The 18,208-nt window shown below is 63.6% G+C and carries 20 protein-coding genes and 1 tRNA gene; 9 read left to right on the forward strand and 12 right to left on the reverse strand.

Annotated features, from left to right (window positions below; translation table 11 throughout):
- Positions 1 to 109: 109 nt before the first annotated feature.
- Positions 110 to 1,492 carry an MFS transporter gene (locus tag KUF59_RS00520; protein WP_212456431.1) on the reverse strand — a complete coding sequence of 461 codons (1,383 nt, stop codon included), beginning with the start codon at positions 1,490 to 1,492 and terminating at the stop codon, positions 110 to 112.
- Between the two features lie 102 nt (positions 1,493 to 1,594).
- Here KUF59_RS00520 and ggt point away from each other — a divergent pair, with 102 nt between their 5' ends.
- On the forward strand, positions 1,595 to 3,343 hold the full coding sequence (gene ggt / locus KUF59_RS00525; RefSeq protein WP_212456430.1) for a gamma-glutamyltransferase: 1,749 nt from the start codon (positions 1,595 to 1,597) through the stop codon (positions 3,341 to 3,343).
- Between the two features lie 133 nt (positions 3,344 to 3,476).
- On the opposite strand, the gene KUF59_RS00530 is transcribed toward ggt, so the two are convergent.
- Positions 3,477 to 4,142, reverse strand: a complete 666-nt coding sequence (locus KUF59_RS00530) for a glutathione S-transferase family protein (RefSeq protein ID WP_212456429.1) — start codon at positions 4,140 to 4,142, stop codon at positions 3,477 to 3,479.
- A 160-nt stretch (positions 4,143 to 4,302) separates the two neighbouring features.
- On the opposite strand from KUF59_RS00530, the gene KUF59_RS00535 reads away from it, so the two are divergent.
- The 4 genes from KUF59_RS00535 to panE all read left to right on the forward strand — a co-directional run bounded on the left by KUF59_RS00535 (position 4,303) and on the right by panE (position 8,068).
- On the forward strand, positions 4,303 to 4,887 hold the full coding sequence (locus KUF59_RS00535; protein WP_212456428.1) for a DUF2239 family protein: 585 nt from the start codon (positions 4,303 to 4,305) through the stop codon (positions 4,885 to 4,887).
- Between the two features lie 88 nt (positions 4,888 to 4,975).
- The gene (locus KUF59_RS00540; RefSeq protein WP_212456427.1) at positions 4,976 to 6,325 is read left to right on the forward strand and encodes an MATE family efflux transporter; all 1,350 of its coding nucleotides are present in this window, start codon (positions 4,976 to 4,978) and stop codon (positions 6,323 to 6,325) included.
- 100 nt (positions 6,326 to 6,425) lie between these two features.
- Positions 6,426 to 7,034, forward strand: coding sequence for a 2-hydroxychromene-2-carboxylate isomerase (locus tag KUF59_RS00545; RefSeq protein ID WP_212456554.1), 609 nt, complete (start codon positions 6,426 to 6,428; stop codon positions 7,032 to 7,034).
- 110 nt (positions 7,035 to 7,144) lie between these two features.
- On the forward strand, positions 7,145 to 8,068 hold the full coding sequence (gene panE / locus KUF59_RS00550) for a 2-dehydropantoate 2-reductase (RefSeq protein WP_212456426.1): 924 nt from the start codon (positions 7,145 to 7,147) through the stop codon (positions 8,066 to 8,068).
- 112 nt (positions 8,069 to 8,180) lie between these two features.
- On the opposite strand, the gene KUF59_RS00555 is transcribed toward panE, so the two are convergent.
- The 7 genes from KUF59_RS00555 to KUF59_RS00585 form a co-directional block, all read right to left on the reverse strand.
- A complete protein-coding gene (locus tag KUF59_RS00555; protein WP_212456425.1) occupies positions 8,181 to 8,765 on the reverse strand; it encodes a c-type cytochrome in 585 nt (194 codons plus the stop codon).
- A gap of 212 nt (positions 8,766 to 8,977) precedes the next feature.
- Positions 8,978 to 10,252, reverse strand: a complete 1,275-nt coding sequence (locus KUF59_RS00560) for a PQQ-dependent sugar dehydrogenase (RefSeq protein WP_212456424.1) — start codon at positions 10,250 to 10,252, stop codon at positions 8,978 to 8,980.
- Between the two features lie 380 nt (positions 10,253 to 10,632).
- Positions 10,633 to 11,118, reverse strand: a complete 486-nt coding sequence (locus KUF59_RS00565; RefSeq protein ID WP_249140075.1) for a hypothetical protein — start codon at positions 11,116 to 11,118, stop codon at positions 10,633 to 10,635.
- Positions 11,115 to 11,342, reverse strand: coding sequence for a hypothetical protein (locus KUF59_RS00570; RefSeq protein ID WP_212456423.1), 228 nt, complete (start codon positions 11,340 to 11,342; stop codon positions 11,115 to 11,117). Before KUF59_RS00570 ends, KUF59_RS00565 begins: the two co-directional genes overlap by 4 nt.
- 32 nt (positions 11,343 to 11,374) lie before the next feature.
- On the reverse strand, positions 11,375 to 12,370 hold the full coding sequence (locus KUF59_RS00575; RefSeq protein WP_212456422.1) for a L,D-transpeptidase family protein: 996 nt from the start codon (positions 12,368 to 12,370) through the stop codon (positions 11,375 to 11,377).
- A gap of 102 nt (positions 12,371 to 12,472) precedes the next feature.
- Positions 12,473 to 13,459 carry an NAD-dependent epimerase/dehydratase family protein gene (locus KUF59_RS00580; protein ID WP_212456421.1) on the reverse strand — a complete coding sequence of 329 codons (987 nt, stop codon included), beginning with the start codon at positions 13,457 to 13,459 and terminating at the stop codon, positions 12,473 to 12,475.
- A gap of 80 nt (positions 13,460 to 13,539) precedes the next feature.
- Positions 13,540 to 13,614: transfer RNA gene (locus KUF59_RS00585), tRNA-Gly, on the reverse strand.
- Positions 13,615 to 13,891: 277 nt separating this feature from the next.
- Between KUF59_RS00585 and trxA the strand changes: the two genes are divergently transcribed.
- Positions 13,892 to 14,815 (forward strand): thioredoxin, encoded by a 924-nt coding sequence (gene trxA / locus KUF59_RS00590; protein ID WP_212456420.1) that lies wholly within the window; start codon positions 13,892 to 13,894, stop codon positions 14,813 to 14,815.
- Positions 14,816 to 14,855: 40 nt separating this feature from the next.
- Positions 14,856 to 15,533 carry an LON peptidase substrate-binding domain-containing protein gene (locus tag KUF59_RS00595; protein ID WP_212456419.1) on the forward strand — a complete coding sequence of 226 codons (678 nt, stop codon included), beginning with the start codon at positions 14,856 to 14,858 and terminating at the stop codon, positions 15,531 to 15,533.
- A gap of 67 nt (positions 15,534 to 15,600) precedes the next feature.
- On the opposite strand, the gene KUF59_RS00600 is transcribed toward KUF59_RS00595, so the two are convergent.
- Genes KUF59_RS00600 through KUF59_RS00610 form a run of 3 tightly spaced genes read right to left on the reverse strand, consistent with a single transcriptional unit; the run spans position 15,601 to position 17,237 of the window.
- A complete protein-coding gene (locus tag KUF59_RS00600) occupies positions 15,601 to 16,413 on the reverse strand; it encodes an SDR family oxidoreductase (protein ID WP_212456418.1) in 813 nt (270 codons plus the stop codon).
- A gap of 10 nt (positions 16,414 to 16,423) precedes the next feature.
- Positions 16,424 to 16,873, reverse strand: coding sequence for a PaaI family thioesterase (locus tag KUF59_RS00605; protein ID WP_212456417.1), 450 nt, complete (start codon positions 16,871 to 16,873; stop codon positions 16,424 to 16,426).
- A 13-nt stretch (positions 16,874 to 16,886) separates the two neighbouring features.
- The gene (locus tag KUF59_RS00610; protein WP_212456416.1) at positions 16,887 to 17,237 is read right to left on the reverse strand and encodes a hypothetical protein; all 351 of its coding nucleotides are present in this window, start codon (positions 17,235 to 17,237) and stop codon (positions 16,887 to 16,889) included.
- A gap of 115 nt (positions 17,238 to 17,352) precedes the next feature.
- Between KUF59_RS00610 and KUF59_RS00615 the strand changes: the two genes are divergently transcribed.
- Positions 17,353 to 17,898: a TetR/AcrR family transcriptional regulator gene (locus KUF59_RS00615; RefSeq protein ID WP_212456415.1), complete on the forward strand. Its 546-nt coding sequence runs from the start codon at positions 17,353 to 17,355 to the stop codon at positions 17,896 to 17,898.
- Positions 17,899 to 17,958: 60 nt separating this feature from the next.
- Positions 17,959 to 18,156 carry a Trm112 family protein gene (locus tag KUF59_RS00620; protein WP_212456414.1) on the forward strand — a complete coding sequence of 66 codons (198 nt, stop codon included), beginning with the start codon at positions 17,959 to 17,961 and terminating at the stop codon, positions 18,154 to 18,156.
- The last annotated feature ends 52 nt before the right edge of the window (positions 18,157 to 18,208 follow it).

The following is an 18,208-nucleotide window of genomic DNA, read 5'->3' on the forward strand; positions in this document are numbered from 1 at the left end:
GTTGTGGCACAAGATGCGCGTTACCGAGTCTTCGTCAAACTCGATCCTGTGGTCATGGGTCCCGGATCTGCGCGCGCTTGAGGCGCGCTTGTCCGGGACGACAGGGGAGTTACTTCTCTTTCACCCGCATCAACAACCCGAGCCCCGCGACGAAGAACACCACCAGCACCGCCATGCCGGCTTTCTGGCTGGCGGTGGCCGCAGTGATCATACCGATCAGCAGTGGGCCGACGAAGGACGTCACCTTGCCGGTCAGCGCGAACAAACCGAAATACTGGGCGATGCGGTCCTTCGGCGCGAGGCGGATCAGCATGGTGCGCGAGGCCGCCTGCAAGGGACCTCCGGCGGCGCCGATCAGGCACCCCAGCACGAGATAGGCGCGTTCGGCCGCGCCCGAGAACAGGGGGCCGCCGGGCACGGGCGGCGCGACCTTGACGAACAGGACGCTGTCCTTGTCGACCATCAGGATCGCAGCCAGCGACAACAGCAGGATCAGCATGCTGCCGGCGATCACGCGCTTGGGCCCCAATGAATCGTCCAGCTTGCCACCGAGCCAGGCGCCGAACGTGCCGGCGATCGCCAGCATGATGCCAAAAGTGCCGATCTGGATCGTGTGCCAGCCAAAGGTGCCGGCCGCGTAAATGCCGCCGAAGGCGAACAGCGATACCAGGCCGTCGGTGTAGATCATGTTTGCGAGCAGGAACGCCGCGAGCGATTTCTGTTTCGGCAACTCAGCGAGCGATTGCTTCAGCTCCGACAGTCCTTCGCGCAAGGCCTCACGCATCGGGCGCTTGGCCGGATAATCCGGCGTGAACAGGAACATCGGCGTCACGAAGATGACGAACCACAACGCCGTCAGCGGTCCGGTGATGCGGTCGCCCTGATGCGAGACCGGGTCGAGCCCGAATAGCGGTTCGAAGCCGAGCAGCGTGCGGCCGGTCTCGGGATTGGCGGCGAGGAAGCCGAGCACGATGATCAGACTGACGATGCCGCCGACATAGCCGGTGGCCCAGCCGGTGCCCGAGAGCCGGCCGATCCGTTCCGGCGGCACCAGCGTCGGCATCATCGCATTGTTGAAGACGGTGGCGAACTCCGCACCGACGCTCGCAAGCGCGAGCGCCGTGAGCAGCGGAGGGATGATGCTGGCATCGCCGGGCTTGCCGATCCACATCGTGCAGGAGCCGATCACCAAGAGTGTGCCGAAAGCGGCGATCCACGGCTTGCGGCGACCGGAGGCGTCCGCAATTGCCCCGAGCACCGGCGACAGAAGCGCGATGGCCATGCCGGCGGCCGCCATCGCAAATCCCCACAGCGACTGCCCGGTCGCGGGGTCCGGCGCGATGTTGGTGGCGAAATAGGGGGCGAAGACGAAGGTCGTGATCAGCGTGAAGTAGGGCTGCGCGGCCCAATCGAAAAAGATCCAGCTGACGACGGCAGCACGTGGCGGATAGGTCCGCCTGGCCATGCTCACCTCCGTGGCGATCGTCGTCATCGTCTATTCCTCATCACGAACAGGCGTTTTGCCTGACTTTGCGCAAACCGTATAGCATCATGTCACACGGTGGGGTTGGTCCGAAGGCACGGCGAAAGTGTGATGATGTCGTCTTATCAAACACGGCGAAAATTCCTCGCGACGATCGCGTTTCTGCTTGCGGGAATCCTGCCCGCCACCGCGCAAGAACGGCGCGTCTATGTACCGCCTTCGCTCGACTCGGTCCACGCCATCAGTGCCGAACATGGCATGGTGGTGGCACAGGAGAAGATATCGGCCCAAGTGGGCGCCGATATCCTGCGGCGCGGCGGCAACGCCGTGGATGCCGCTGTCGCCACCGGCTTTGCCATGGCCGTCACCTATCCGCGCGCCGGCAATATCGGCGGCGGCGGCTTCATGGTGATCCACTCGGCGGAACGCAAGGAAGCCGTCGCGATCGACTATCGCGAGACCGCACCGGCCGCGACCACGGCAAACATCTTCCTCGGCGACGACGGAAGGCCCGACATCGCCAAATCGCGCGATTCGGCACTCGGCATCGGTATTCCCGGTACGGTTGCCGGATTGGCACTGGCGCTTGAGAAATACGGCTCGGGCCAGTTCACGCTGGCCGAATTGCTGCAACCGGCAATCGCGCTGGCGCGCGACGGTTTTGTCATCAGCGATGACATGGCCGACACCCTGCCGAGCTGGCACCGGCGGCTGGCGCGCTGGCCCTCCTCCGCAAAAATCTTTTCGCGGCCGGATGGCACGCCGCTCCGCGAGGATGATCGCCTGGTGCAAAGCGATCTTGCGGAAACGCTGATGGCCATTGCTGCGCAAGGGCCCCGCGGATTCTACGAGGGGCCCGTTGCCGAGAAGCTCGCCAAGGCCATCAGCGACGCCGGCGGCATCATCACGTCGGACGATCTCAGATCGTACCGAGCCGTGATCCGCGAGCCCGTGCGCGGCACCTATCGCGGCCACGACATCGTGTCGATGCCGCAGCCGTCGTCCGGCGGCATAGTGCTGGTGGAAACACTCAACATTCTGGAAGGCTTTCCACTCTCCGACCTGAAACAGGGCTCGCCTGCATCGCTGCACCTGCTGATCGAGGCGATGAAGCGCGCCTATGCGGATCGTGCGCGCTACCTCGGCGATCCCGCCTACGTCAGGGCGCCGATCCAGACCCTGATCGCAAAGGATTATGCGGACAGACTGCGCGCCGGCATCAAGGCCGATAGCGCCACGCCGTCGCGCGAGATCGTCGCGGCCGCGACGCCGCCGCGCGAAGGCAGCAACACCACGCACTACTCCGTCGTCGACAGCCGCGGCAATGCCGTGAGCAACACCTACACGCTCAACTTCAGTTACGGCGTCGGCCTCGTTGCCGAGGGCACCGGTGTGCTGCTCAACAACGAGCTCGACGATTTCACCGCCGCGGTCGGCGCATCCAACGCCTATGGCCTCGTCGGCTACGAGGCCAATTTGCCCGGCCCCGGCAAGCGGCCGCTATCCTCGATGTCGCCAACCATCGTGCTCAGGGATGGCAAGCCGGTGCTGGTCACGGGCTCGCCCGGCGGCAGCCGCATCATCTCGAGCGTGCTCCAGGTGATCGTCAACGTGCTCGACTACAAGATGGACGTCGCCGCCGCGGTCGCCGCGCCACGGCTGCATCATCAATGGCTGCCCGATGAAGTCAGGATGGAGCGCGGCTTTTCCGACGATGCAATCAATGAGCTGAAGCGCTTGGGCCACGCCATCGGCGGGACCATGGAACAGACCTCGGCCAATTCGATCGCGGTGACGCCGAACGGTCCGCTCGGCGCGCCCGATCCGCGCACCCGCGGCGCGGAGGCGGCTGGGCAATAGCGCCTCGTTGGGCCGCGCGTCAGGGAGGTGATCGCGGCGGTGAACTAGGTCGTCATTCCGGGATGGTGCGCTAGCACCAGACCCGGAATCTCGAGATTCCGGGTTCACGCTTCGCGTGCCCCGGAATGACAATCTACCGCGCCAGCTCGTACGGCCCGCCCTTCTGCAGCGCGCGTTGATAGGCGGGACGCGCGTGGATGCGCTCGAGGAACGCCATCGCCTTCGGATGGCCCTGCTCCAGACCGCCGCGCGACTGCGCGGCTTCCAGCGGAAAGCTCATCTGGATGTCGGCCGCGGTGAACTCATTGCCTGCGAACCATTCGCTCTTGCCGAGCTCGCCTTCCCAATAGTCCATGTGCTGCTTAAGCTGCGGATTGACCAGCGACGTTAGCGCCGTGTTCGAGACCTTGCGCACCAGAGGACGCAACAGCGCCGGCGCGCGCTTCGGCATCAGCGTGAACAACAGTTTGAGCAGCAGCGGCTGCATCGCGGATCCCTCCGCATAGTGCAGCCAATAGGTGTAGCGCAGCCGTTCCGGCGTGTTCGGCGGCGGGACGAGCCTGCCGTTGCCGTAGGTGCTGACGATGTAGTCGATGATCGCGCCTGACTCGGCGACGGTGTTGCCGTTGTCGGTGATGACAGGCGACTTGCCGAGCGGATGGATGGCGCGCAGCTCTTTTGGCGCGCGCATGTCCGGCTGGCGCTGATAGCGCACGATCTCGTACGGCACGCCCAGCTCCTCGAGCAGCCACAGCACGCGCTGCGAGCGCGAATTGTTGAGGTGATGAACGGTCAGCATCGCTTTGATCCCCGGTCGCGTGGTCGATTGGCCCGCGTTCGTGCCAGCCCGGCGGGGGAATGTCGAGCCACCCGCCGATGGAATTTTACCCGGGCATATTGACGGGACTATTTTATCCGGGTATTAATCCGTCGAACTGATCAAATTGGCAATGATTCCAATGACTGACACTTTCACAGCCTTCGCCGGCCAGCGGCGCCTGGCATCCGGACCGATGACCGAAGTCGCGCTCGCGGTGAAGCGGGCGCAGGCCCGGGGCAACGAGCCGATCGTGATCTTCACCGATGCGACGGGACGCCCGATCGATTTCGACCTGCGCGGCGATGAACGCGAGGTGGTGGCGCGGCTGGCGAAACTCGCGCCGCCTCCTTCCGCCCAAGCAACCGAGCCGCCGAGCGAACCGCGCGGCCGCGGCCGGCCAAAACTCGGCGTGGTCGCGCGCGAGGTGACATTGCTGCCGCGGCATTGGGAGTGGCTCAACGACCAGCCGGGCGGCGCATCCGTTGCGCTGCGCAAGCTCGTCGACGACGCGCGACGTGCGAGCGGCGACAAGGATCGCGAGCGTCAGGCGCGCGATGCCGCCTACCACTTCATGGCGACCATGGCGGGCAATCTTGCGAATTTCGAGGAGGCTTCGCGCGCCTTGTTCGCGGATGACCGGCGACGCTTCGTCGGACTGATCGCGGATTGGCCCACCGACATCCGCGACCACATCGTCAAGCTCGCCTGCAGCGACCGCGCCTAGGCGAGCCTCACTCTCACACTGATCGACGGCCCAAGCCGCGCGCACCTCGCGCGGCAACGGCTTCGCACGCCCATTGAAAGGAAGACCCATGTCCGCCCCCCATTTACTCTGGAAGACGTTCCTCGCCTTCCTCACACCTTTGATGCTGAGCAACGCCCTACAGTCGCTGTTCGGGACCGTCAGCAATGTCTATCTCGGCCACATGATCGGGGTCGACGCGCTCGCGGCCGTGTCGGTGTTCTTCCCGGTGATGTTCTTCCTGTTCGCCTTCGTCATGGGGCTCAGCACGGGTGCGACCGTGTTGATCGGCCAGGCCTGGGGCGCCGGCGCACACGACAAGATCAAGGCTGTCGCCGGTACTACGCTTGCAGTCGGGCTCCTGCTTGCGAGCGCGGTCGCGCTGTTCGGCGGCCTGTTCAGCCGGCAATTGATGACGGCGCTCGCAACGCCGCCTGACATTCTCGACCAGGCCAGCCACTACGCGCGCATCATGCTGCTCACGATGCCGCTCGGCTTCGCTTTTCTGTTGTCGACGGCGATGATCCGCGGCGTGGGCGACACGCTGACGCCTCTGCTGGCGCTGGCGTTGTCGACCTTCATCGGCCTCGTGCTGACGCCGGTCCTGATCCGCGGCTGGTTCGGACTGCCGACGTCCGGCATCGCCGGTCCGGCTTGGGCGTCCGCGATCTCGAATGCGCTGACGCTCGTCGTGCTCACGATATACCTTCGCCGCAAGAAGCATGCGCTGGCGCCGGACGCGGCGCTCGCGCGTCATCTGCGGATCGATGGCGCCGTGCTCGGCAAGGTCCTCGGCATCGGGCTCCCGAGCGCCGTCGGCATGGTCGCGATGGCGATCGCCGAGCTGGTGCTGCTCGGCCTCGTCAACGGCTTTGGCTCGGCTGCGACCGCGGCCTATGGCGCCGTCAACCAGGTGATGGGCTACACGCAGTTCACCGCGATGTCGATTTCGATCTCGGTGTCGATCCTCGGCGCCCAGGCCATCGGCGGCGGCAATGCGAACAGGTTGAACGAGATCGTGCGAACCGGCCTCATGTTCAACCTGTTCCTGACCGGCGGATTGGTGGCGCTGATCTATCTCGCACCGCGCGCGGTGCTCGGCATCTTCATCACCGATGCCGCGGTGCTCGATCTCGCGAAGGGACTGCTCTACATCGCCTTGTGGAGCTCGGTGCCGTTCGGCATGGCGACCGTGTTCTCGGGCGCCATGCGGGCCGGCGGCGTCGCGCTGACGCCGATGCTGCTGTCGACCCTGGCCATCGTCGCGATCGAGTTGCCGTCCGCGATCATCCTGAGCCGCAGCATCGGCATCCAGGGCGTCTGGGCCGCCTACCCGATCGTGTTCTCCGCCATGCTCATCCTGCAGATGGGCTATTACATGCTGGTGTGGCGGAAACGCGCAATCCGGCGCCTGATCTGATCGAACGCGGGCCGCTTAGGTATTATGACCGTCATTAAACGATGGACCTCCGCTCGGCCCTGCGCGACAATGCGATGAAGAAGATGTCATGGAGGTAACATTGACGCGCGCGGCCCCACAGTTCCTGTTCGATTTCGGCAGCCCCAATGCCTATCTCAGCCATGAGGCGATCCCGGCGATCGAGCAGCGGATCGGTGTAAAGTTCGCGTATGTACCGGTGCTGCTCGGCGGCATCTTCAAGGCTACCAACAACAAATCGCCGGCCGAGACGCTCGCCGGCATCAAGAACAAGCGCGAATTCCACGCCGTCGAGACCGAGCGTTTCCTCAAACGCTTCCACGTCCAGCCCTATGTATGGAACCCCGACTTTCCCATCAACACGCTGAACCTGATGCGCGCGGCGGTCGCCGCACAGCGCGAAGGCGTGTTCGAAAAATATGTCGAGGCCGCCTTCCACCACATGTGGCGCGAGCCGAAGAAGATGGATGACCCGGACATCGCGATGAAGGCGCTCGCCGCCTCCGGGCTCGATGCCCAAAAGCTGTTCGCCCGTGCGCAGGAGCCCGAGATCAAGGCCATCCTGATCAAGAACACCGAAGACGCCGTCGCCCGCGGCGCGTTCGGCTCGCCGACCTTCTTCGTCGGCAAGGAGATGTTTTTTGGCAAGGAGCAGTTGCGCGAGGTCGAGGAAATGGTGATGGGGAAGTGAGAGTGCGAATGGCGGGTGGCGAATAGCGAATGACCGCCGGATTGTGCTATGCGCTACTCCCTATTCGCCATTCGCCCCTTTCCGAAGAACAACAATAACGGAGTTCTCCCATGCGTATCCTCGTGGTCGGCGCCGGTGCCATTGGCGGTTATTTTGGCGGCAGGCTGTTGCAGGCCGGCCGCGACGTCACCTTCCTGGTACGGCCGCGGCGCGCCCAGGAGCTTGCCAGTGCAGGGCTCGTCATCAAGAGCCCGAACGGCGACTCCACGCTGAAGAATCCGCCGGCCGTGCAGGCGGACAAGCTCACCGAAAAATTCGACGTTGTGCTGCTGAGCTGCAAGGCGTTCGATCTCGACGACGCCATCAAATCCTTCGCGCCGGCCGTCGGTCCCTCGACCACGATCGTCCCCGTGCTCAACGGCATGCGGCATCTCGACGTGCTCGACCAAAGATTCGGCGCCGACCGGGTGCTGGGCGGGCTCTGTGCGATTGCCGCGACGCTGAACGAGCAGCGCGAGGTGGTGCAGCTCCAGCCGATGCAGTCGATCAATTACGGCGAGCGCGACGGCAAACTGTCGGACCGTGTGAAGGCGATCGACGAGGCCTTCAAGAGCGGCATCGCGGGCGCCGGCGCCAGCCAGAACATTTTGCAGGACATGTGGGAGAAGTGGGTCTTTTTGTCGTCGCTCGCCGCTTCAACCAGCCTGATGCGCACCTCCGTCGGCAACATCCTCGCCGTGCCTGGCGGCAAGGATTTTCTGCTCGGCATGCTCGACGAGACCAGCGCGATCGCAACCGCGTCTGGCTATACGCCGGCCGGGCCGTTCTTCGAGCGCGTCAAGGGCATGATCACCACCGAGGGCTCGCCGATGACGGCATCAATGTTCCGTGACATCAAGGCCGGTCTGCCGGTGGAGGCCGATCACGTCATCGGCGACCTCATCGCGCGCGCGGACGCGGCGAAAGTGCCGGTGCCAAAGCTGCGCATCGCCTATACGCATCTCAAGGCGTATGAGAAGCAGCGAGCGGATTAGCCGCAAACTCCGCTGTCGTCCCGGATCAGCGCTCCCGCTCTGGACAACGCTACGCGTTGCCAGGAACTGCGCTTGTCCGGGACGACAGCAGAATTTGCCGCTACACCTACCACTACTTCAAATGCGCCAAGTAATGCGCGACGGCCGTGATTTCCTCATCGCTCATGTGATAGGCGACGTCGGCCATCGCGGCGACACCGCCGCCGACGCGCTGGCCGGCTTTGTAGTCGTGCAGCGCCTTGACCAGATATTCCTCGCGCTGGCCCGCGAGACGCGCGACGGCCTTGGTGCCGGCATAGCTATCCGTATGGCATGAGGCGCAGCGGCGGCCGACGGCAACTTGTGCGCCCTTCTTCGATAAGTCCGGATCCTTGTCCTCAGCACCCTTCGGCGGCGTCATCTGCGAAAAATAGGCGCCGAAACTGCGGATGTCCTCGTTGGTGACTTCTTCGGCGACCGGCTGCATCTGCTCGTTCTTGCGCGAGCCGGCGCGGAAGAACACGAGCTGCCACTGGATGAATTGGTCCGGCTGGCCCGCGAGCGAGGGGATGTTCTCGGTCTGCGAAATACCGTTGTCGCCATGGCAGCCGGCACAGACCGCGGCCTTCTCCCTGATGTCGACAGCGTGGGCCGGGACGCAGGCGAGCGCTACGAGCGCAAGCGCGCTGATGGCATGCGAAACGATCGGCCGGCGCATGATCGGAAATCCACTCTCTAAGGGTTCGTCATTCCACATTACGCAATTGTGCAATGGGGCGCCCGAAGGGCGAGCCCGGAATCCATAACCCCCGTTCGTGGTTATGGGTTCCGGACTCGCGCTTCGCGCGATCCGGAACGACACTGTCCAAAAAAAAATCAAGAGGCTGCGGCCGCCCTTCGGCCACCGCAGCCTCTCGTTCACATCGTCAGCTACTTCTTGCTGTAGCTGATGCGATAGATCGCGCCGGCCCAATCGTCGGCGACGAGGATCGAGCCATCCTTGGCGAGGATGATGTCGTTGGGACGGCCGAGATAGCCCTGATCACCCTCGAGCCAGCCGGAGGCAAAGATCTCCTGCTTGGCGTTCTTGCCGTCGGGCCCGACGATCACGCGCTTGATGCGCGCGCCCTGGTACTTGTGTCGGTTCCAGGAGCCGTGCTCAGCAATCAAAATGTTGTTCTTGTACTCGGCGGGGAATTGGTCGCCGGTGTAGAACTTCATGCCGAGCGGAGCGACGTGTGCGCCGAGATTCGCCACGGGCGGCGTGAACTCGGAGCATTTGTGGCCCATCGCGAACTTGTCGTCAGGCAGATTACCCTGGTGGCAGTACGGATAACCAAAATGCTCGCCGATCTTCGAGATCATGTTGAGCTTGTCGCTCGGCAGATCGTCGCTGATCCAGTCGCGGGCGTTTTCGGTGAACCAGTACTTGCCGGTGCGCGGATCGACGTCGCCGCCGACCGAGTTGCGGACGCCGAGCGCATAGATCTCGGCATTGCCGGTCTTGGGATCGACGCGCCGGATCTGCGAGACGCTGGTCGGCGGAATGCCGATGTTGAAGGGCGGTCCGAACGGCAGATAGAACCAGCCGTCCTTGTCCACCGCGATGTACTTCCAGCCATGCGCGGCATAGGACGGCATATCGTCATAGACGACCTTGCCCTGGCCGAGATTGTCCACGTTGGCTTCGGCGTTGTCGTAGCGAATCAGCTTGTCGGTCGCGATGACGTAGAGTGCGCCATCCTTGAAGGCGAGGCCGGTCGGCATGTTCAGGCCCTTGAGGACCGTCTTGACTTCGCGTTTGCCGCCATTGTCCTTGATCGCATAGACGTTGCCGAGGCCGAACGAGCCGACGAACAGCGTGCCCTTGTCACCCCAGGCCATCTGCCGCGCGGCCAGCACGCCGGGCGCCCAGACCTCGATCTTGAAGCCGGCCGGTAGCTTGATCTTCTTCATCATGGCGGCGAGCTCTGCCTCCGACGCGCCGGTCGGCGGGCCCGAAGGCGGCGCGAGGCCCTTCTGCGCCTCGGTCTCGTCGCCGAGGAACCAGTCATCCGGCGGATGGGTCCAGAATTCCTTGGTGCCGGATTCGTACTTCTTCAGCGCGCGGTTCTTGTCCTGTTGCTGCGCATTGCCGGCGCTTGTCCCTGCGAGAAGGGCAACCGCTGCTAGCGCCAGGACCGATTGAAAGAATACCGATTTCATCGCGTCACTCCCCTGAGCCAGCCGCATGGACTGGCAGTTATTTGTTTTGGCTATTCGAGAGACGAAGTTCGGAGTCTGTCGAAACGACAGATGCGAAAAAGGTTAGCACATCTGCAAGCGGTGAGAAGCGCAGCCCGCCCGTCGCAATTGGGCTCAGCAAAAATTGAGACGGAAACAAAAGTGGTGAAGTGGCCTTGCGGGCCTGATCGTGTCAGCCGGTCGCGCTGCAGCGCAATATTTGGCCGGTGCTAACGCGCACCTGGGATCGGTCAAGGTTGAGGCAACGGCGCCCGCGCTCCTCCCACAGATCACGACGCCACGTCACCCACCTCGCAACCTTGGGCAGCCTCCGCTGCAACGCAGAATTTGCCGACGGACGCTTAGCCGCCGCTCAGTGAATGACTTATTCGTGTGACGATTGCGTCCCACTGCCGCTTCTCGGCTGCTGGGTAGTTGATCAGGACACATTGGGCGTAACCGCCACCGAAGTTGCAGCGGTTATACCAAATCTTGTCGCGCTTGATGCTGGAGACGACGAAAAAACGTGGTGTGACCCGCTTGTAGATGATGCCGGCCGGCGGATTCTTGCTGGCGAGGAAAGCCGCCGGCGATACACCGGGCTCAATCGGAGTGGACTGCACGCTCAGAACGGCCTGGCCGTCCGCCCTGCGCAGCCGCAGGCCGCCTCCGTCCATCTGGCCCCCGTCCTCGGTAAAAACGGAAGATGGAATATCCACGGACCCTCCGGTGTCGGGGATCCGATAGTTCATCCAGGTCTCCGCGGAGACAGGCGCGCACATTGCGGTCAACGCAAGTGCAATCACGGCAAGCTTCGTTCCAAGGTTCGTTCGATATTTCTGCATCATCGTTGATCCGTTCGTGGAATCAGGCGGAGCTCCAGCAGAGCGAGCCGCGCTAACGACTCGACGTTACGCTCACCGGCGCTGGCGGAGCGTAGAATGGACTCCGCGACTAGGTTGACGTGCCGTGATTGAATCGGCTCCGGCAGGGTGGCGATCGCAGCTTCCAATGCAGCGGTCATGATCTCGATGACCTCGGGAGAAAATGCGGTGTTGGAAAGGTTCTTCATGATGTCAGATCGGACCGCCGCTTGCGCGCCGCTCAGCGCGTCCTTTCGACGAAAGCGACCTGTGTACCCTTGGCTACGCGTTCTGCGACCCGTTCGGCATCCCAGTTCGTCAGTCGCACACAACCGTGTGACTCCCCCTTCGAGACCTTTCCCGGATGCGGCGTGCCATGGATGCCGTACCCGTCGGCCGAGAGGTTGATCCATATTGTCCCGACCGGGTTGTTCGGGCCGGGCCTGATCTTGAAGGGCCTGCGCGCGTGAACGCCCCTAAAATGATAGTCGGGATTGTAGCGATAGGTCGGGTTACGATTGACTTCGGTCACCTTCAGCGTGCCGGAGGGCGATGGCTTTTCCTCACTTCCGACCGTCGCGGGATAAAAGCCGATCAGGGCATCCGCCTTGTCGAACAGCCTCACGGTTTGCCGACCCTTGTCGACCTCGATCCTCTCGGCCTTGGCGGCAGAAGGATCTTGTCCGCCACTCGTATCGACGACGATGATCTTGTCTCCCGCGCGGTCAAAACGTTGGCCAGGGTTCAGGACTGAGAGAAGTTGTTCGCTCATGTGGAATTTTTCGGCGAGCGCTTCCCGCGCGCTGGTGAAGCCCAGCTTGGGAATGTCCTTCATGTCCTCCATCCTGGAGGGCAGTTTCGCCAGGAAGGGTCCCGAAACATCTTTGTCCGTGATCGTGTAGTCAGCGAGCACAGGCCGGTCGTCGGCGACCAACCTCTTCCAGAGCTCGTCGGTCACGGTATCGCCGCTCGGCAGTTGCAGGGCCTCAGCATAGGCCCGCAGCGCCTTCCTGGCGTTCTCTCCGAACTTGCCGTCGATCTCGCCCGGCGAGAAGTGCGCGCGATCCAGGAGGACCTGAAGACGAATGCCCAAAGGGCTCGCCTTCTCGCTCGACAGAGCTTTTGCAGGGGATTGTGCCGAATTGATCGCGTCCGGCTTCATCTCCGCGCCTGATGCCGAACTCCCTATCAGGGCAAACACAAGCCCGACACAGATGCGCCTCGCGCGGAGCGCCATGCCAAACATTCCCTGTTGTCCTCGCCATCATTGAGAACATCGGTCGGGGCTTACCGTTCCCAAGCCGGGACGGAAGTTGCCGAGTTTTCCCAACCATCCGGGTCACGAGGCGACGGGGTAAGGTCCATCGTCAAAGACGGCGTCGTGATATCCCTTCGCGCCAACCTGGCGCGCCAGCTCGCTGCGAAAATCCCGTTCCGCGCGAAGGCTATTCAGAACATGGGCAAAGTCGAACCTGGGTTGCCAGCCCAGTTCGCGGCGCGCGCGATCGTTGACGTAGACGCGGTCGATCTCGTCGAACAGACGCCAGCCGCGCCTCGCGTAGAGAGAATCGCACTCCGGATAGAGTTTTCGCACCACGCCGGCCGCATCGCGCGGAAGAGCGGCAAGGTGACGTTGCGTGAAGGGGCTCGTCGCCGACACGATGTAACGCGCAAAGCCGATCTCGCCTGCCTTCTTGCTTGCCAGGAGATGCGCCGTCACCGCGTCCTCGATATCGAGGCGGCGATAGAGGAGCTCATTCGCCTGCGCATTGTCCAGCACGTAGCTGGCACGCGCGACCGGATCGTCATCGTCTTCGGGGAAGAAGCGCGACGTTCGCAGTACGATGACGGGAAGACGATGCTCGCGGAAGAACAGCTCGCACAGATTCTCCGCCATCAGCTTTGTGGTGCCATAAATGTTCTTCGGCACCGACGGCAATTCTTCGGTGACCCAGACAGCAGCGCCGCCTGTGTCAGGCTTCAGCATCGAGCCGAATGCGCTCGTCGTGCTCGTGAACACAAAGCTCCGCACACCGGCGGCAACGGCCGCCTCGAGCAGATTGAGTGTGCCGGTGACGTTGGTGTCGATGAAGTCCCGCTTCGAATGCGTCGCGACATGCGGCTTGTGCAGCGTCGCCGTGTGGAGGACGGACGTGACGTCCTTCATCTGCGCGCGGACGAAGCCGGCGTGGACGATGGAGCCGGTGGCATCGGTGAAGGCCGACGGCTTCAGGTCGATCCCGCGCGCGGCCATGCCCCGTGCGCGCAGTGTCCGGAGGATCGCTTCCCCGAGATGGCCCGCGCTGCCGGTGACCAGGATCGTCATTGCAATTCCATGCGTCCCCGGACGAACGGCAGGACCGACGGAGGATCCGTCTCAGTCACGCCAGACGCTTGGGGGAAAATTGGAGCGGGCGAAGGGGCTCGAACCCTCGACCCCGACCTTGGCAAGGTCGTGCTCTACCACTGAGCTACACCCGCGTCCTGTGTCGGTCGCATGACGCGCCGGCAACGGCTGTCGTATGCCAAAAGCCGCCGGCGAATGCAACAGCTACCGGCGACATAGAATCGCATTCGAAGACCCCATATGGGCCCCAAACCGAAGAAAACGAGGTCGAATTGGCCTGGAAGCACCCGAATCGGTTCCGGCGGATTGAAAATCGGCCGGCCCGGCCCAATTTAGGGGCCGGTACGGCAGCATCCGCCTTGGCGGCGTGCTAAAGACCGCCCAGTTCATTTGGATAAGACGAGGGACCCCGTGACGATCATCGACCAGGGTAACGGAGCCACGGGCCAGGCTGCGGCCGATCTGATCAAGGACACGACCACCCAGACCTTCGTGAAGGACGTCATCGAGGAATCGAAGCGCCAGCCGGTGCTGATCGACTTCTGGGCCGAGTGGTGCGGACCGTGCAAGCAGCTCACCCCCGTGCTGGAAAAGGCGGTCAAGGCGGCCAAGGGCAAGGTCAAGCTGGTCAAGATGAACATTGACCAGCATCCGGCGATACCCGGCCAGATGGGTATTCAGTCGATTCCCGCCGTGATCGCCTTCGTCAACGGCCAGCCGGCCGACGGTTTCATGGGCGCGGTGCCTGAGAGCCAGGTCAACGCCTTCATCGAGCGGCTGACCAAGGGCGTCACGGCGCCCGGCGAGGTCAATGTCGCCGAGATCATCCAGGAGGCCGAGGCCGTGCTCGCCGAAGGCGACGCCGCGGCCGCAGCCCAGATCTATGCCGAGGCGCTGCAGGTCGATTCGACCAACATCGCCGCGCTTGCGGGCCTCGCCAAATGCTACGTCGTCTCGGGCGCGATCGAGCAGGCCAAGCAGACGCTTGCCATGGTGCCGGAATCCAAGCGCAATGACGCCGCCGTGAAGGCCGTGCAGGCCTCGATCGATCTCGCCGAGCAGGCACAGTCGCTCGGTCCCGTTGCCGAGCTGGAACAGAAAGTCGCCGCAAACCCGCTCGATCATCAGGCACGTTTCGACCTCGCGACCGCGCTCAACGCGCAGGGCGACCGGGCGGCGGCAACCGACCAATTGCTGGCGATCGTCAAGCGCGACCGCAAATGGAACGACGACGGCGCGCGCAAGCAGCTCGTGCAGTTCTTCGAGGCCTGGGGCGGCACGGATGATGCAACCGTCGACGGACGCAAGAAGCTGTCGACCATCCTGTTTTCTTAGGCAGGCTATGCGCTAACAAGACCACCGGGGACGGCTCCAGATGCCGATCAACATCGAATATCGCGGGCCCGCCGATCTTCCGGAAATCATCCCGGTGTTTCCGTTGCCGGGTGCGCTACTGCTGCCGCGCGGCCAAATGCCGCTCAACATTTTTGAGCCGCGCTATCTCGCCATGGTCGACGATTCCTTCCGCGACGGCCATCGGTTGATCGGCATGATCCAGCCCGATGTGGCGCATTCGCCGAAGGATTCGGACAAGCCGACGCTATTCCAGGTCGGCTGCGTCGGCCGCATCACCCAGCTCGCCGAATCCGGCGACGGCCGCTACATCCTCGAACTGACCGGCGTCGCGCGCTTCAAGGTGGTCCAGGAGCTCGAGGTGCTTACCGCCTACCGGCAGTGCAAGGTGGACTTCTTCGCCTTCACTGACGATTTTACCGCGCGCAAGGGCGAGGACGAGGTCAATCGCGATGCGCTGCTCGTCGCACTGGCGGAATTTTTGAAGGCCAACAACCTCAAGGTCGATTGGGAGGGCGTCGAGAGCGCCCCCAATGAAGCCCTCGTCAACGCGCTCGCGATGATGTCGCCCTATGGTCCCGCGGAAAAGCAGGCCATGCTGGAGGCGCCCGACCTCAAGACGCGCGCGGAAATCCTGATCGCGGTCACCGAGATGGATCTCGCCAAGAAGCGCACCAGCGGCGATCCGCCGCTGCAATAGCGGTCTTCTTGTTTTGACGCGTTTTCCAGACGCGAACCGGCGTCCACTTCGCTGGAAAACGCTCTGGCTAAGCCGCGGCGCGCGCGGCCGGATACTGACCGCGCAGCCAGTCGGCCCATGACATTTGTCCGCGCACGCCATGGCTGACGACAAAACCCATGCCGCGTGCCTTCCGCTCCGAAAGCGACATCGGCAGGATTTTCCGGTGCATGCCGCGGGCGTCGAGATACTGGCGCGCGAACTCGGTGCAACTGAGATCATCCGGCCCGCCGATCTCGGGGCGCTCGCCGCGTCCGCCGTCGAAGGCACATTGCACGATATGGTCGGCAACATCTGACGTGTCGACCGGATTGAACAGCGTCGTCGGCACCGGCCACATCGGCAACCAGCTCAAGCCAGCCAGCAGTTTGTCGAGCAGATAGTAGAACGGCATCGCGCGGACGATGGACCAGGGCAGCGCCGACCTGCGAACCAGTTGCTCGCCGGCGAGCTTGACCCGCGCGTAGGGCAGCGTGGCCTCGTCGAGCCCGACGATCGACACATGGAGGAAGTGCTGCACCGAAGCCGCGCTGCAGAAGGACAACAGCCGCTCGGTTCCTTCCACATCGACTGCAGAGGGCGAGGTGAAGAAGTCCATGGGCCGGACGCCGCCGCGGCGCGCGATCGGCGAATAGGTGGCGGCATTGATGACGATATCGACGCCCTGCAGCGCCTCCCGCAGTCCGGCGCCGGTGGCGAGATCGCCGATCGCCCATTCGACGTCGGTATCGGCTTGCGGCGAGCGGGCAAAGACGCGCACACGATGACCCTCGCGCACGAGCCGTGTGACGATGTCCTGACCAAGATGGCCTGTGCCCCCGGTGACGAGTGTCAGTGGCATGTTTTGGCCCTCACCGATTTTGCGCGTCCGCGCTGACGGGAACCAGCACGGTTTCGCCGGTTGCGACGAGCGACAAATCGCCCTGCTGGTTCGCGGCCAGGAGCTCGGCCCTGGCGAATATCTGCTTACGCCCTGCGCGTACCGTCGTTCCCTTGGCAACGAAGTAATCGCCGACCGCCGGCCGCAGGCAGTTCATCGAGAAATGCGAGGCTGTCACCGAACCGACCCTGGTCGCCGCGGCGAATCCGCAGGCCGTGTCGAGCAGGGCCGCGATCATGCCGGCATGGAGATATCCGGAATATTGGGCAAAACCGTCGTTCCAGTTCATGCGGATTTCGGCGTCGCCGTCCGCAGCCATCGTCACCTCGAACCCGGCCCAGACGTTGAAATTGGCCCAGGCATTGATGGCTGCGAGATAGCGCCGGTCGAAGCCGGCCTCGGAAGGGGCGTGCACCTCCATCGCAGCGGCACCGCTAATAGGCGGCGACCGAAAGCGCCACGACGGCACTCATCCCGATCCAGCCGAGATGCACCGTGCGCGTCGCCAGCGCATTGGCAACGGCGGCGAAGCCGAACACCACTGCCAGTGTTCCGACGATCCAATGCCGCGCCGCATCCGACCCCATCCAGGGCACCGCGATCAACAGCACGCCGCCGGCAATCCACGCCACGGTGCCGGCCTGCCAGACCAGACGGATGAGGGTGCGCAGCCGCGGAGGCTCGATCGTGGCGCGGGCAAATACTTTGGTCTCGCCGAGCACGGCGTGGGCAAGGCTGACGAGAATGGCGATGACACCCGCAGCCTGCAACAGAAGATCGCGCATTCGAACCTCCGAAAACCATACGGTGCTGACCATACAGCACTGTATGGATATAGGCTCGTGCACTGGCACCTGTCAATACACTAGTGTATGGTTGGATTTCACGAGGCGGGGAACCATGGCCGATCAGCTCTCGGCGAAGGACTGGGTCGATCTCGGCCTGAAGATACTGGCGAGAAGCGGCTTCACGGCGTTGAAGGCCGAGCCTTTGGCCAAGGCGATGGGCGTGTCGCGCGGCAGTTTCTACTGGCACTTTGCCGATATCGGCGCCTTTCACGCCGCGATCCTCGACCGCTGGCGCGAGGTCGCCACCGAGCAGATCATCGCCGGGGTCGAGGCTGCCAAAAACCAGGACAGCGGCGAAGACCCGCTGGCCGTGCTGCTGCGGCTGACTTTCGGCCGCAAGCTGTTGCTGGAGAAGGCGGTCCGGAGCTGGGCCGCGAACGACGCGCGGGCACGCGCCGCGGTCGTGGCGATGGACCGGCGCCGGCTCGACTATATCGAGGAGCTCCTGAAGCAAGCCGGCCTTGCCGAGGAGATCGCCCGCGCCCGCGCGCAAATCCTGTTCTGGGCCTTCTTCGGCTTCGCGCTGTCGGACCAGCAGCTATCGCCGGACCGGCAGCAGGACGTGCTCGACGAACTCTTGCGGATCGTCGCGCGCTAGCCATGTTACGCCGCGCGAACGGATGTGCTAGAGCAAGCCGCGAACCCGAGATTTGATGTGATGAACACGCCCACCGAACGCCCCGAAAACACCGTCGATCCCAAGCTTCTGGAGATCCTGGTGTGCCCGCTGACCAAGGGACCGCTGGAGTTCGATGCGAACAGGCAGGAACTGATCTCGCGTTCGGCCAAGCTCGCCTATCCCATCCGCGACGGCATCCCGATCATGCTGCCGGAAGAGGCGCGGAAGATCGATTGAAGAGGGCGAATGGGGAATGGCGAGTAGCGAAAGACCCATTCGCCATTCGCTA

Source organism: Bradyrhizobium arachidis, from assembly GCF_024758505.1.
GTDB classification, from domain to species: Bacteria; Pseudomonadota; Alphaproteobacteria; order Rhizobiales; family Xanthobacteraceae; genus Bradyrhizobium; species Bradyrhizobium manausense_C.